13 protein-coding genes are annotated in these 14093 nt (G+C 55.2%); 4 read left to right on the top strand and 9 right to left on the bottom strand.

The window, feature by feature from the left end; all coding sequences use genetic code 11:
- Window positions 1-348 precede the first annotated feature (348 nt).
- The 4 genes from gap (at window position 349) to DQX05_RS14290 (ending at window position 7014) form a co-directional block, all read left to right on the top strand.
- Window positions 349-1389 (top strand): type I glyceraldehyde-3-phosphate dehydrogenase, encoded by a 1041-nt coding sequence (gene gap / locus DQX05_RS14305; protein ID WP_119794252.1) that lies wholly within the window; start codon window positions 349-351, stop codon window positions 1387-1389.
- A complete protein-coding gene (locus DQX05_RS14300; RefSeq protein WP_111152397.1) occupies window positions 1365-1529 on the top strand; it encodes a GapA-binding peptide SR1P in 165 nt (54 codons plus the stop codon). The genes gap and DQX05_RS14300 overlap by 25 nt, the downstream gene beginning before the upstream one ends.
- The gene (gene ppdK, locus DQX05_RS14295) at window positions 1526-4204 is read left to right on the top strand and encodes a pyruvate, phosphate dikinase (protein ID WP_119794251.1); all 2679 of its coding nucleotides are present in this window, start codon (window positions 1526-1528) and stop codon (window positions 4202-4204) included. The genes DQX05_RS14300 and ppdK overlap by 4 nt, the downstream gene beginning before the upstream one ends.
- Window positions 4205-5682: 1478 nt before the next feature.
- Window positions 5683-7014 (top strand): NCS2 family permease, encoded by a 1332-nt coding sequence (locus tag DQX05_RS14290; RefSeq protein ID WP_259391988.1) that lies wholly within the window; start codon window positions 5683-5685, stop codon window positions 7012-7014.
- A 208-nt stretch (window positions 7015-7222) separates the two neighbouring features.
- Here the strand turns inward: DQX05_RS14290 and DQX05_RS14285 are convergent, their stop codons facing one another.
- The 9 genes from DQX05_RS14285 to DQX05_RS14245 are packed head-to-tail and all read right to left on the bottom strand — an operon-like array spanning window position 7223 to window position 14092.
- Window positions 7223-7363, bottom strand: a complete 141-nt coding sequence (locus DQX05_RS14285; RefSeq protein WP_119794250.1) for an XkdX family protein — start codon at window positions 7361-7363, stop codon at window positions 7223-7225.
- A complete protein-coding gene (locus DQX05_RS14280; protein WP_119794249.1) occupies window positions 7360-7932 on the bottom strand; it encodes an XkdW family protein in 573 nt (190 codons plus the stop codon). The genes DQX05_RS14285 and DQX05_RS14280 overlap by 4 nt, the downstream gene beginning before the upstream one ends.
- Window positions 7929-10448: a hypothetical protein gene (locus tag DQX05_RS14275; RefSeq protein WP_119794248.1), complete on the bottom strand. Its 2520-nt coding sequence runs from the start codon at window positions 10446-10448 to the stop codon at window positions 7929-7931. The genes DQX05_RS14280 and DQX05_RS14275 overlap by 4 nt, the downstream gene beginning before the upstream one ends.
- Entirely contained in the window at window positions 10449-10733 is a 285-nt protein-coding gene (locus DQX05_RS14270; protein WP_119794247.1) for a ketopantoate hydroxymethyltransferase, read from the bottom strand.
- The gene (locus DQX05_RS14265) at window positions 10730-11317 is read right to left on the bottom strand and encodes a putative phage tail protein (RefSeq protein WP_119794246.1); all 588 of its coding nucleotides are present in this window, start codon (window positions 11315-11317) and stop codon (window positions 10730-10732) included. The genes DQX05_RS14270 and DQX05_RS14265 overlap by 4 nt, the downstream gene beginning before the upstream one ends.
- A complete protein-coding gene (locus tag DQX05_RS14260; protein ID WP_119794245.1) occupies window positions 11307-12419 on the bottom strand; it encodes a baseplate J/gp47 family protein in 1113 nt (370 codons plus the stop codon). The genes DQX05_RS14265 and DQX05_RS14260 overlap by 11 nt, the downstream gene beginning before the upstream one ends.
- Complete coding sequence (locus DQX05_RS14255) at window positions 12412-12825, bottom strand: DUF2634 domain-containing protein (RefSeq protein WP_119794244.1); 414 nt, start codon at window positions 12823-12825, stop codon at window positions 12412-12414. The genes DQX05_RS14260 and DQX05_RS14255 overlap by 8 nt, the downstream gene beginning before the upstream one ends.
- Window positions 12822-13121 carry a DUF2577 domain-containing protein gene (locus DQX05_RS14250; protein ID WP_119794243.1) on the bottom strand — a complete coding sequence of 100 codons (300 nt, stop codon included), beginning with the start codon at window positions 13119-13121 and terminating at the stop codon, window positions 12822-12824. Before DQX05_RS14250 ends, DQX05_RS14255 begins: the two co-directional genes overlap by 4 nt.
- A gap of 2 nt (window positions 13122-13123) precedes the next feature.
- Entirely contained in the window at window positions 13124-14092 is a 969-nt protein-coding gene (locus DQX05_RS14245) for an XkdQ/YqbQ family protein (protein ID WP_119794242.1), read from the bottom strand.
- Window position 14093 lies beyond the last annotated feature (1 nt).

The following is a 14093-nucleotide window of genomic DNA, read 5'->3' as shown; positions in this document are numbered from 1 at the left end:
ACAAGTGACATTTTCATAGCACAGTTAAAGTGACATTTTCACAGACGATTGACAGTCTAATTCGCGGAGTTGATCGCGGCCGATGCATGCTTGATTCCTGACGGTCCAAAAACAGGACATCTCAGCTATTTTCCCCTCTTCTCCCCGCTCTCCCCTGCCGTCAGGCTTCCATTTTTTTCATAACGCCATTTTTACCTGCTATCTATAGAAAAAGAACGCCCTATTTTTATTATGATGTATTATATTAAAAATATGCGATTATATAATACACATCATTTATTTATTATGATATACTGTATCGTGAAAAAGAAACCAATTATGGATCCACTCTGAAGGAGGAATTCGACTATGGCATTACCTGTTGCCATCAACGGCATGGGCCGCATCGGCCGTCTCGTGCTGCGCCGCGCTATGGATGAAGCGCATTCGCCTTTCGCCATCCGGGCCGTGAACACTCTTTATCCCGCCGCCACCATCGCGCATCTGCTCAAGTACGACTCCATTCACGGAAAATGGAACGCGAGCATCGCCGCTGAAGGCAATACGCTCCTTATTAATGATACGCCCGTACAGGTAGTGGCAGAAGCCGATCCGGCCCGGCTGCCCTGGCAGTCGCTCGGCATTCATACCGTCATCGATGCAACCGGCAAATTCACGGATCGCCCTGGCGCTTCCAAACATATCGAAGCCGGCGCGGAAAAAGTCATCATCACCGCTCCAGGCAAGGATCTCGACTTGACGATCGTGATGGGCGTCAACGAGCATATGTACGACGATGAGAACCATCACCTCGTCTCGGCCGCATCCTGCACCACGAACTGCCTCGCGCCGCTGCTTCATCTGCTTGATCGCTCGTTCGGCATCGCCTCCGGCTGGATGACAACCATTCATTCCTACACCAATGATCAGAAGCATCTCGATAATCCGCATAAAGATTTGCGCCGCGCGCGGGCATGCACGCAGTCCATCGTCCCGACGACCACCGGCGTAGGCAAGGCGCTGGCCGGCATTCTGCCGCATCTGGCGACCTCGGTTCAGGGCATCTCGGTGCGTGTGCCGACGCCGGACGTCTCGCTCGTCGACTTGACGGCTGAAGTGAAAACATCCGTAACCGCAGATGATGTCCGGCTCGCCTTCCTGCATGCGATCCGCGACGGGCATGAACGTTATCTCGAATGGTGCGACGAGCCGCTCGTCTCCACCGATTTCATCGGCAACGACAAATCCGCCGTCGTCGACGGGATGTCGCTTATCGCCCATGATCATCACATTAAGCTTCTCGCCTGGTATGACAACGAATGGGGGTATGCGGCCCGGGTCGTCGACTTGGCCCGCCACGTTGCACTGGAGGGAGTGAGAGGCTCATGCAAAACGGCAGCTGCCCGGTAATGCTGGGCGCCATTCTGTGCGAACGCTGCGGAACCCTTTTGGAGGAAATCGATACCGAGAAAGTGATCGTGTACTATCATCGGTGCGACGACTGCGCCGTCTGTTCCAAATTCGATAAAATCGGGGGCGAATCAGAATGAAGCCGACTTGGATCTGTCACTTCCGGCATGGCAATGCCGGCATGAAAGCACTGCTGGGCGGAAAGGGAGCCAATCTCGCGGAAATGACGCGCATCGGGCTGCCCGTGCCGCCCGGCTTCACCATTACGACGGAAGCGTGCCGATCCTACTACGCGCTGAACCGTCTGCCCGACGGCCTGATGGACGAGGTACGTTCCGCTCTGCAGGCCGTCGAGCTGATACGCGGCCAGCGATTCGGGGACGCCCATGATCCGCTTCTCGTCTCCGTCCGCTCCGGTTCTGTGCATTCCATGCCCGGCATGATGGATACGATTCTCAATCTCGGACTGAATGATGAGACCGTTCAAGGCCTCTCCTCTGCCACGGGCGACGAGCGCTTCGCTTATGATTGCTACCGCCGCCTCATCCATATGTTCGGCAATGTCGTGTCCGGCGTCGAATCAGGTGAATTCGAGCGCATCTTCGCCGAAGTCAAGGCGCATTGCGGCGCACAGACGGACCAGTCCCTCTCCGCCGATGGCTTGCGGGAGGTTGTCCGGTGTTATAAGCAATATTTGGAGGAAAAAGCCGGCGCCCCGTTCCCGCAAGACGTCCATGTCCAGCTGCAGTTGGCCATCGAGGCCGTATTCCGCAGCTGGAACAATCACCGCGCGCAGGTGTACCGCAAGCTGCATCAGCTCTCCGATGACGAGGGCACGGCCGTCAACATCCAGTCGATGGTGTTCGGCAACCGCGGCGCGGACAGCGGGACGGGCGTGCTCTTCACCCGTCATCCGTCGACAGGCGAGAAGATTCTGTTCGGCGAGTATTTGACCAATGCCCAGGGAGAGGACGTCGTTGCCGGAACCCGGACGCCGCAGCCGATCGCCAAGATGGCGGAGGAAATGCCGGATCTGTACCGGCAGCTGACGGAAGCCGCCGATCAACTGGAGCGGCATTACCGCGACATGCAGGATATCGAGTTCACGGTCGAACGCGGCAAGCTCTTCATCCTGCAGACGCGGGCCGGCAAGCGGACGGCGCAAGCCGTCGTCGCCATCGCGGTCGCGCTCGTGCATGAAGGGCTAATCACGGCCCAGGAAGCGCTGCTGCGATTAGACGTCGCGCAGTTGGAGCATCTGCTGCACCCGTCCATTGCGCCCGATGCCGCGATCGACACCGTGGCGACCGGCCTGCCCGCCTCGCCGGGAGCCGCCTCCGGCCGCATCGTGCTTGATGCCGACGAGGCGGAGCGAATGGCCGCCGCCGGCGAGCGCGTCATTCTCGTCCGGCCGGAGACGACGCCCGAGGATATTCACGGCGTGCTCGTGGCGGAAGGCGTGCTGACGAGCCGGGGCGGCATGACGAGCCACGCGGCCGTCGTCGCCCGCAGCATGGGGAAGCCGTGTGTCTCGGGCTGCGAGGACGTCAGCTTCGACTTCACTCGCAATTGCATCACAATCGGCGCGCGCACGTTCTGCGAAGGCGACCTGCTGTCGATCGACGGCGCGACGGGACGCATCATCGCCGGAGCCGTACCGCTCGTCGCCGCGGAGATGTCGGATGAATTCCAGCAGCTGCTGGAATGGGCCGACCGCGAACGCGAGCTGGGCGTCTACGCGAACGCGGATACGCCCGCGGACGCCGTGAAGGCGCGGGCCCTTGGGGCCGAAGGCATCGGACTGTGCCGGACGGAGCATATGTTCATGTCTCCGGAACGGCTTTGCATCGTTCGGGACATGATTCTGGCCGAATCGGAGGCAGAGCGCCGGAGGGCGCTCGCACTGCTGCTGCCGCTGCAGCAGGAGGACTTTGAGGGCATTTTCGAGGCGATGGACGGTTATACGGTCACGATTCGGCTGTTGGATCCGCCGCTTCATGAGTTCCTGCCGAATCTGGAGGAGCTTGTCGTCCGGCAGACCGAGTGGAAAGCGACCGGCACCGGAACAGAGCGCGAACGGAACGATCTCGAGCGCCTGATCACCAAGGTGCGCGCCCTGCATGAGCTGAATCCGATGCTCGGCCAGCGCGGCTGCCGGCTCGGCATTCTGTTCCCGGAGATTTATGAGATGCAGGCGGAGGCGCTGTTCCTCGCCGCTTCCCGCATGCTGCGCAAAGGCGTGCGCGTGCAACCGGACATCATGGTGCCGCTGATCGGCCACGCCGCCGAGTTGAAGCTGCTGCGCGAGCTCATCGAGCGCACGGCAGAGCGGGTGCTCGGCGCCGAGCGCCGCGGCTGCGCGTACCGCATCGGCACGATGATCGAGGTGCCGCGCGCGGCGCTGACGGCGGGCCAGATTGCGGAGCATGCCGACTTCTTCTCGTTCGGCACGAACGATCTGACGCAGATGACGTTCGGCTGCAGCCGCGACGACGCGGAGGGCAAGTTCCTGGCCCACTACGTCGACCGCCGCGTGCTGACGGCGAACCCGTTCCAGGTGCTCGACACGTCCGGCGTCGGCCAGTTAATTGAGCTGGCGGTGCAGCGCGGCCTCGCCGTCAATCCGCAGCTCAAGACCGGCATCTGCGGCGAGCATGGCGGCGAGCGGGATTCCATCCTGTTCTGCCATGCGACGGGGCTCGATTATGTAAGCTGCTCGACGTTCCGCGTCCCGCTCGCCCGCATCGCTGCCGCTCAGGCGAAGCTGCTGCTCGGAAGCCGGAACAAGGCTTCCGTGCATTCGATATCTGTGTAACCCATAGAGAGAAGTGCCCGCTTGCGCGGGCGTTTCAGACTGTCGATTAAGTCCTGTCGATTAAGTCCTGTCGACAGTCTTTTTTCTCAGGAAGGGCGGGGCCGGGGGAGGCAGGACAGGTTAGGTTAGGGCGCAAGCTGGTCCCTGCGTGAATAGATGGTCCGCGCATGAAGCAAGCTAGTCACCCGTATGAAATTGCTGCACAGGCGCAGCATTTTTAACCTCAAGAGGCTAAATTCTGAGCAAATCCTGCAAAATTACATTATTTCTCCATTTTGAACGCTATTTATGCCTTGCCGTAGGGTAATTGCTGTATTTTGGCAGCAATCTTATTTTCGCAACCTCGTGTCAGTGAAATTGCTGCATTCTTGCAGTATTGGCGGAGCAGATGACTACAGGGACGGGAGATACTGCAGCCTTAGTGGAGTGGGATGACTAGAGCGAAGGGATTATTGCAGCTTCTGCCTCTGTCGAAACGGGTTTGTACTCGGGGTTAAAGTAACACCTGGAAAGTTTCATCACAGCCAAGTCTTCGAAGATGTTCTCGAAAAGGCTGCTCGTCTAGTTCCGGCTACACAAGCGGTAGCAACGGATGCAGGCTGCAAGACGTCAGCTATTTGCAAAACGCTGTAAGAACGAGAGATTCATCCTAATCTGCCCTATACCCGTCCTCAAACGAAAGAGGCTTCTTTAAAAAGCATGAATACGTGTACGATGAGCACTATAACTGTTCCCTATGTCCAGCAAATGCGGTACTGTCTTACGAAACAACGAACCGTGATGGTTATAAAATGTATCGCTCGAACCCGGCAATCTGTAAAAATAGCGACCAGGCTCTGGAAGACCGGTCGCACCTCTCCTAAGTTCTCTTTCGTATTTGTAAGTATGGATAAAAAACGTAAAGAACTCCCGCAACTGCAGTATTACGCGGGAACAATCTGAAGCGCCCGCTTGCGCGGGCGTTTTTTACGGAACCGCTGAAGTTCTAACGAAGTTGTAATTGAATGTCCCGCATACAATTCGCAGCCGCCATACAAGCTGCCGTTGAGGGTGGAACCACATAGGCGTAAGTTGTAGACGAGAGATTGCCCCAATGTTTCCTATGAATCTGGCAGATTAATAGAAGACGCAGTAGTTCTCATGCAGCGAAAGTACTCCTTCATGCGAACGGTTCCGCCTTTAGCTGATGTAGATGACTCCATTGCCATGGGCATCCCCTTCTGACCGTATGGGAGAGTGCTAGTAAGGAGTTTATAGAATAGGCATTCTCCCTTTTTCACAGGAAAAACCGATCTCCCTTCTCAAAAAACAGCAGCAACAATTGGCCGCAGACTATCCTTTTATCAGGTAGTGAAATTCCTCTTGTTTATTTCCTTCCAGGATGTGATACAATAAGCGCAATAGCGGCTTCATGCCGTCTATCTTTCATATTATTGAAAGGGTTGGGTGAGGGGCTACGATGGAAAGCAGGTATTCGATTGGTCCACCAGGAAAGAAAGAGACCGTCGCATGCAAAGGAGAATGCTTCATCTAATCCAGCTGTCCGCCTGAAGCCAAGCGATTGGCGGCGGGAGCTGTTAGCGGGAACCGTATCTTTTTTTGCGATTGTCTATATTATTATTGTCAATTCATCGATATTGGCGGATGCCGGGATTCCGCAGGAAGCCGGTATTATCGCTACTGTGCTCGCATCCGCGATCGGCTGCTTCATTATGGGCTGGTGGGGCAAGGCGCCCCTGATCATCGCTCCGGGAATGGGAATCAACGCCATGTTCACCTACACGCTCGTTCAGGGCATGGGGTTGACGTGGCAGCAGGCGTTGGCCGTCACCGCGATATCCGGCATTTGCTTCATTGCCATTAGCATGACGTCGCTCGTCGAGAAGCTGAGAACGGCCATTCCCGCTTCATTACAGGAAGCGATCTCGGTCGGAATCGGTCTCATGCTCGTCCTCATCGGATTGCAAAAGGGCGGGGTCATCGTGTCGGATCGCTCCTCTATTATTGCCGTGCAATCGTTTGCCGATCCGAGCGTGCTGGTTACGCTGTTGACCTTGGCGTTGACATGCATACTGTACATGCGCAAGGTTCCGGGAAATCTGCTGCTGGCGATTATCGGAGGAACGGTGCTCGCTTACCTGTTCGGAGCCGTGCAGACGAATGCGGCGGCCGGGGGCGGAGGCTTTTCCTGGTCCACCTATGGGGATGTGTTCGGGCAGTTGACTGTGAAGGGCTTACCTGTCATGACATTGATTGTCGCTGTCTTCTCGCTGACGCTTGTCATCGTGTTCGAGAGCGTCGGGCTGATTAATGCGCAGTTGAACATGAGCGGCAGACAGGAGCGCTTCCAGCGCGTCGTGCAGGCCAATGCGGCCACCGTCTTCCTGAGCGGCATCCTTGGTACAAGTCCGACGGTCTCGACCGTGGAAGCGGCAGCCGGCATCTCGTCCGGAGGAAGAACGGGCTGGACCTCGATCGTAACGGGAGTACTGTTCCTGTTGACGTTCATTGCGATGCCAGTCATCACGCTCGTTCCGGATCCGGCTGTAGCGCCGATCCTGATCTTCATTGGCGGCTTGATGATGCCCGCCGTCCGAAATATTTCCTTCGAACGGCTGGAGGAAGGCCTTCCCGCCTTCTTCATCATCGCGTTCATTCCGCTGATGCACAGCATCGTGGACGGGATCGCGATTGGCTTCATCAGCTATGCGCTGTTCCACCTCGCGGTGGGCAAAGGGCGCCAAGTCAAGCCCCTGTTCTATATCATTTCGCTCCTGTTCGTCATGCATTTTGTGCTGCAGACGATATAAGCGAGGTTGCCGCGAATTGCGGGGTTAGCTACGAAGAAACCCGCCTCGGACGTTTCGGCGTCGGGGCGGGTTTTGTGTCGTCTTTACCGGAAGCGGGATTGGGGCGAGATTTTCATGTTCAAGCCGGACTCCCCTGGCTAACACGAGTGCCGTTCTCGTCCATGACCCTGCGGGTTATTCACCTTACTGTTGTACTGTTATCGGGGCGTTATTTGAAGTCAATTCCTGTGATTTCCTTGTACTCTTCCGGTGTGATTTCTCCGAAAGGATTGGCAGTCGTCTTCACAGCGGCGCATAGCCCCTTCGCGTCGATCCAACGGCATTCAAATGCAAGCTTCCAAAAATTCATGCTGATTGACCTCCTTTGAGCTGTAAGATTTCAAGCTTGGCCTTGGTCAGTTCCGCGCCCAGACTGTCAATGACGCTCTGCTGCTGGATATTCTTGATTTTCATTTGCGTCAATTCCTGCCCGAGGACATCGGTCTGTAAAGGCTGCGTCGGCGGGTTCAGGGACTCAATTTCCTCGTCTGTGAGACCATTCCGCCAGTAGCTCGGCCCGTCTATGTGCTGTGGCGGCTTTGGCTGTGGATCGTCACTCTCCGGGTCATGCTCGGCCAGGGCAGCCATGTATTCGGCGTATGTGGCCTCGTAGTCCGCCTCGGCCTTCCAGTAGCCCTCGACATCGAATATAGGCTGATACAGGCCATCCGGCATCTGGACGGCTACGAGATAGCCCACGAGTAGCGTTTCCGCTTCGTCCGGCTGTTCGTCGCGCAACTTCGGTTCCGGCTGCGGGAGCGCGCCGGTTTCGTCCGGTTCAATCGGTTCCCGCCGATCAAAAACGCCCGTCACGGAGTCCGCAACGAGCGTTGGTTCGATGTAGCGACCGGATAGGTCGGTGATACACGCATATTTCATGATTTTTTCACCTCCCACCCATTGCTTTCTAAAATCGTTCCATCTAAGCCTATGTGGTACATAGGAGTACCAACGTTAACGTAAATTTCTCCTGTGCTGGGCGTAATCGAGACGCCTAGAACAGCAGAGTTTTGGCTGCCTGACCATGTTGGTAGTGAAAACCAAATACCAGATCCATCTGCTGTTTTTATCGGCAACGCAAATAGAGTAGTCCCTTTCTCTGTTGCGCCGCCTTCAAGTACACCCCTAAGTATCAACTTCTTTCCCTTCACCTTAAAATAACAAGTCGAGTATCGATAATGTTGCCACCCATTTAACGGCGTTATCTTAATCCATCCTGTGTCCTCTTCAGCGTCCACTTTCCCATTCTCGACAACCGACAGCCGCCGCCCGATATTGCCCACATCTTGCCCCAAATCCGATACAGTCCCGCGTAGATTCGTCGCCACGGCGCCGCTGATTGGAGCCGCAAGCGTTGTATCGAGCATCGTATAGGTGACGTGGTAGACTGCTGTTTTATCATAATGCCCATCTGCCAGAAAGCGCACATCCTTGCCGTATGACGTTACGTTAGCAGTCCATGCCCATGCGCTATCTGTCTGCCCATCCCTATACACGTTACTGATTTTTGACGCTTTGTGATTCAATCGCGAGGCAGTAAATCCGGAGTCGTCTCGGTTAATAAACCAGTTGCTTACCCCGTTATATACCGGGTTCGCACGTTCCCGAATCACAATACCGCTGCCGACCTCGACCATGTTCGATCCTTCAGAGAGTGTCGCGCCCAACTCGTAATTCCGGACGGGTTCGACGGTTGGCTTCGCCTTTAGGTATTGGAGGCGGTATGGCGTCCATTCTGGATATGATTCCGTAGGTTGTGCCGTCTGTGGCGCTGAGTTGGTGTTTATTTTATACCAGCACTTAGTTCCCGTCCCGTTGTAGGGAGGGAAGCCTGTAATATTCTCAGCCATTCTCCAGCCCATAAAATAGAACGTAATCTCATCCTGCGTCGGAGTGTAATCCAGCCCCCATCCGCTGTCTGTGTTGAAAATGGTAAGGTAAAAATTTCGGTTATTGCCTTGAAACCAAAAATGATCGCCTGTGATTTCAGTTGCGTGCCATCCCTTCAAAGTAGTACCATCATACTTAGTAGCATAGGGGATTGACTTTGCGAGGGGCAGCATATCATTAGCTAGGGTTACAATCTTGTAGCCTGTAGTGCCCGAGTCGTATCTATACTCTAAACCGCCATCCAACGTAACCTTTCCCCAATTCTCCAACACATACGGTAGCCCATCGTCTCCCATAAAGAGCGTATCGGGATTGCTTCCATCTACCGGATGAGCAGACAGTTCCGTTTCGATGGCGATCATGCCGCGTTGCTGTGGAACGAAGGGCTTCGGTTCGGTGCCGGGTACAAGCATAGGATTCCGAAAAACGAACGTACCTACTACAGCACTACCATTCTTTGTAGAGTTACATACGACTTCAAGGTAATCAACATTCGAGTCGACATTAAACGTGCCTGTTAACTTTCCGGTTAGCCTGCTTTTAGCCGAGTCGCATCCATATGCGTATATTTCTCCGCCTGACACGTCGCCTTCAATCGGGTCTGCGCTCAGCGTGTATGCGAGTCCTCCCTTTACCTTTGCGTAGTATCTAACCCCCGCGCCACTTCCTGCGTCACTGTTGCTTACCATTACCTCATATTTGTCTCTTACAACAATTGATGACAGTAAGGAGTTCAGATATTCCCACTCATAAAACGGCGGCAGCAGATTGCCTCCCGTTACGATGGCATATGGGTTCTTGGCATTGGTCATGCCGTCTACGTATGTGTAGTTCGCGGCTACCTGCTCCGGTGTCATCTTGCCGATGGCGTCGTATTCAGATTGAGTGATTTCATAAACGCGATAATTTCTGAAGTACCCAACTGTATCAGGTGGCACAACTCCCATATTCCCATCTACACTCGCCAACTGAAATCTAGGCATTATTTTTTTTGTTGTACTGGCCGTTTTAAATCGGAGGAATATTGGGGAAAACCCACCGGAAGTATAGAAATCTCCCAGTTCTTCAGCGACTGCTTCGTTATCTGAATTAAAAAAGACAGTTCGTAATCCTACCGAACCTTTCCCTACTTTTGCATCCGCAACTGATACATAATAGGAGTTAGCTTTTACAGAGATCTTCCTTAATCCAACATAAACATCGTTTGTATTTAACGGAGTCACCTTAAATATCCCATTTTGAAATTCAATTGTTGCTGTAGGTGTTTTAGACCAAGCATTCTCTTTATTAGCTTGCCCCAACAAATTCACCAACGTCCGCCCCTTCACCTCCCCCATGCGGAACGGCGTATCATTCTCGATCTCTACCACCTGGAGGCCGGGGTTCAGCGTCAGCGGCTGGTAGGCAGGGACATGGGCGTCCTTCAGGCCCTGCTCGATGCGGTTCATGTCCTTCTCGGTGACGAGGTCGTCGTATTTCCAGTCGGTCTTTGCCTCGTATGGCATCTAGGCCACCTCCTTGATTGTAATCGGATGCTTGATGAGCGTATCGGTTGTAAGCGGAATGAATACCGGATTCGAGGTCAGGACCGTTCCGGCTTCATCCTGCAATTCAATCAGCGTCACAGTCTCCGCCGCGCCCGCAGGGATGATGTATTCCATCAGCACTTCCTGCTCCGATACATCCTTAATCTGAAAATCCGTAATTTCCACGGATTGGTTCAGCACAACCTTGGCAATTCTCAGGTTGACGTGCTGAGCCAGTTCCTGCAATAAAATAGAACTAATCATTTCAATACGACCTCCTGTCCCCGTTCGGCAAACGGCGCCCGTCCCAGCCTCCAGCCCGTCGACAGCTTCGTCCGGCGGTTAAGCGGGGTCCGGCTCAATTGCTCCTGAACCTCAATCCGATCCGACAAGGACGTTGCCTGCCGGTACAGCAGGTTGGCGGGCTTCATGAAGCGCACCGTGTGCTCCACTTCCTTGAAAATCGCCGCATCGGTCAGCTTCGCCCGGACGGTCAATTCGAAGCGGGCGACGTCGAGATCAACCTTGGCCCGATCGGCGCCCAGCAAGAAGTCGAGCCGCTCCTGCAAGTACCGCACCGTGAACGGCGGCTTGGTGGAGTAACGGTTCATGACTCGCTTTTTCCGGAAATCCAACGATTCCTGTGTCGGGTCGGCCTGGATGCCGAGCTGTTCTTCCCTACGCTTCAACGAGGCCTCGCTGGCCGTGAGCACGAATTGGTCGTTCAGCCATTTGTCGGCCCCGGCCGCGACGCCCTTAAGTTCCGCATCGACGGTCTCTCCCAGCCATTCGAACTCGCGAATGCCCTCATAATAGGGAGGCAAATAGGAGCAATAATTACGTTCCATTGATCTTCACCTCCCGCAGTACAGGCACTTCCTCCTCGCCCAGCTCCAGATTGGCCGCGTCATCATTCAGCGTCGTGCCGCTTACATCCGCAACCCCCGGCACGCTGAGTATGCGGGCTTCCATCTGGCTGATGCGGACGATCAGCTTCTCCTGTTCCTTCCACGACTCCCGCAGCAGCTGCATATATTGCTGCAGCACCTGTTCGACATCGCTCTGCACCTGCCCGAGCGTCATTCCTTTGTCCAGTTGAAGCGTCGTCGCGACCTGCAATTCGACAGGACGTACCGCCGCAATCGTCACCTGATGCCCGATGGGAGCGAAGCCCCCGCCCATGCCGGCCGCCGCCTTCGGATCGGTCTGCTCCTGAACTTCGGCAATCAACTCCGCCGACGGAACTTGATAATCCGATGAGATGAGCGTGCACTTCACCGTTCCGCCCCCTTGCCAGGCCGGAAACACCTTTACTCCGCCTACGCCCGGCATCACGGTGAGCTTCGTTCGATAGTCGGACACATTGCCCCCGAACGGCTGCTCGTTAATTGCTTCAAGATAGCGAGCGCGCAGCGCGTCATCGGATTCCGTGTCCTCCCCAGGAACGAGTATGTCCCCCAACTCCGCCTGTGCCAGACCGGCGACATAGTCGATCGGTGTCAGTTCTCCATAGAGTCGATTGCCTTCCGCACCCTCCGTCTCGCAGGTAAGCTCGCTTTCCCCAGGGGATATCGCTGCCGTTACCCGCCACGTTAGATCTTCAATCGCAAAGCGGCTACCGACCGGAACGCTCTTTGGCGAGCCATCCGCAGCATAGAACCTCCCTCGCCGCTTGGCGGCGACGGCAGGCAGCCGCCGCACGCCGAACTCGGCCGTGCGGCGCTCCAGATAAGCGCCTGTGGCCGTATCGGCATAGGATAGCTCGCGGTTCAGGCTCATCTCTTGGTACCATTGCGCCATTTCAGCCGCGACCGGCGCGAGCGCATCGTAGATGATGCTGCCTTCCCGCTTGTCCACCGCATTGGGAACCCGCTCCAGCATGCGCGCCAAAATATCCTCATATCGCGGCGTCTCCTGCAATCGCTCTAGTCCTCCAATTCCATTATCCATTGACGGTCACCTCCTTCATCGTCTGTACCGTCCCTTCCGTCGTCTCCACCGTGAAGCTGACCAGCATGGCATCCTCTGCCGAATGGAATTCAAATGACGTCACGCTCCGCACCCGATCATCCTGCATCAGCGCTTCGGTAATCGCCCGTTCCAATTCAGATTGAACGAAGCCCGCGCCATATCCGAGATTTGCTCTCAGCTCGGTTCCGTAATTCGGACTATAGATGAGATGCTCATACCGTTCCGTCTGCAGCAGCTTGTCGATCGCCTGCTTCATCGCATCCAGACCATCGGTTATGCCTGCAACCCTGCCCGTTCTGCGGTCAATTCGGTAGGTCCTTGTCGGCTGGCTGGCCTCGGCAACTTCAAAAGTATCTTCCATATCCATCAGCACTTGTGGAATCACATGCCCACCACCCTGTCGATGGCAATATACATCTGGCCGCCCTGCGCGCGGGCAAGCAGCACCTTGTCACCGGCTTTCAAGCCGTGCCGGATGACGACCTCCTCCGTGCCGATCCGTACCTTATACTCGGTCAGCCGCTCGGTTAAGGCTATGGCACTGGCAGGAAGAGTGAACCGCTGATCGACCTGAATGCGCAGCGGCGCCCTGCTCAGCACCTCACCGAACAGCAGCGAGACCGGACTGGAAGCCTCGACGGCGCCCACTCCGGCTTTTTTGATAATATCCAGCATCCCCATATCTAGATCACCTTCAATGTTAGTGACATCTTATGTCCCGAACCGTCCCAGCTGTGGGAGCATTCATTGATGAGCATATATTGCTGAATCTGTTGTTCGGGCAAATAAAGAGGGATGTACATTCCGGCCCGAATGCGCACATCCCCTACGGCGTCTACTTTTAATGTTTTTTTCTCGCGGTTGTGAAGCTTCATATAGGATGCGAGAAGCTCCTTGATTTGGGCGTCATTTATGCCCTCTTCGAGTTTGTCGGACAACTGCAGTCTTCCCCATCTCGCGATGTTCGCGCTGTCTTGTATAATGAACGTCTCACGCTTGCCCGACGCCTTGTTGTCCCGGAACAGCTTCACGCGGTTGTAGGTCTCATCGTCAATCGACCGCTTGTGCGAGAACCCCCGCATCTGGCTCTCTTCGCCGAAAATGATATCGGTTGTCCACGTTTTCGCATCCCGCAGCGTCAGCTTGCCGAAGTCGTCATAAAATATGAAAATATTGCGCGTCGCAATCAGCGTCTTGTCCAGCGCGCGGCAGATAATATCGAGCAGCTTCTTGTTATCCTCCATCACGAGAGGAATGACATGCTTCGTGTCGGACAGTTCGCCGATCTTTAGTTCGCGGTCCTTCGCTATCCGCTTGATGAGATCCGTGGCCGTCACATTTTCGAGCACATACGTATCGTTCATTAGCAAGTACCGGATCTGGTCATAGGCGGTCAGCTTCACCTTATCGTCCTCACTGGTCTCGATGGTGAACACATATCCGTAAAATACAGGCTTGCCGTCGACCTTCACCCGCACGACATCGCCATTGTTGACGGTGAATTTACGGCTCTGGAACAGCGCTCCGGATACATAAGTCAAGGACATCTTAGCCGGCTTTCCTGAACGGGACGTCGACCAGGTCATATCGGTAATCAGTTCGGAAATATCCCACATCGTCTTATTGCGGTTATCAATAATGACTTCGATCATG

The organism is Paenibacillus thiaminolyticus (assembly GCF_003591545.1).
Taxonomy (GTDB): Bacteria; Bacillota; Bacilli; order Paenibacillales; family Paenibacillaceae; genus Paenibacillus_B; species Paenibacillus_B thiaminolyticus_A.
This window is presented reverse-complemented; position numbering and strand designations above follow the sequence as displayed.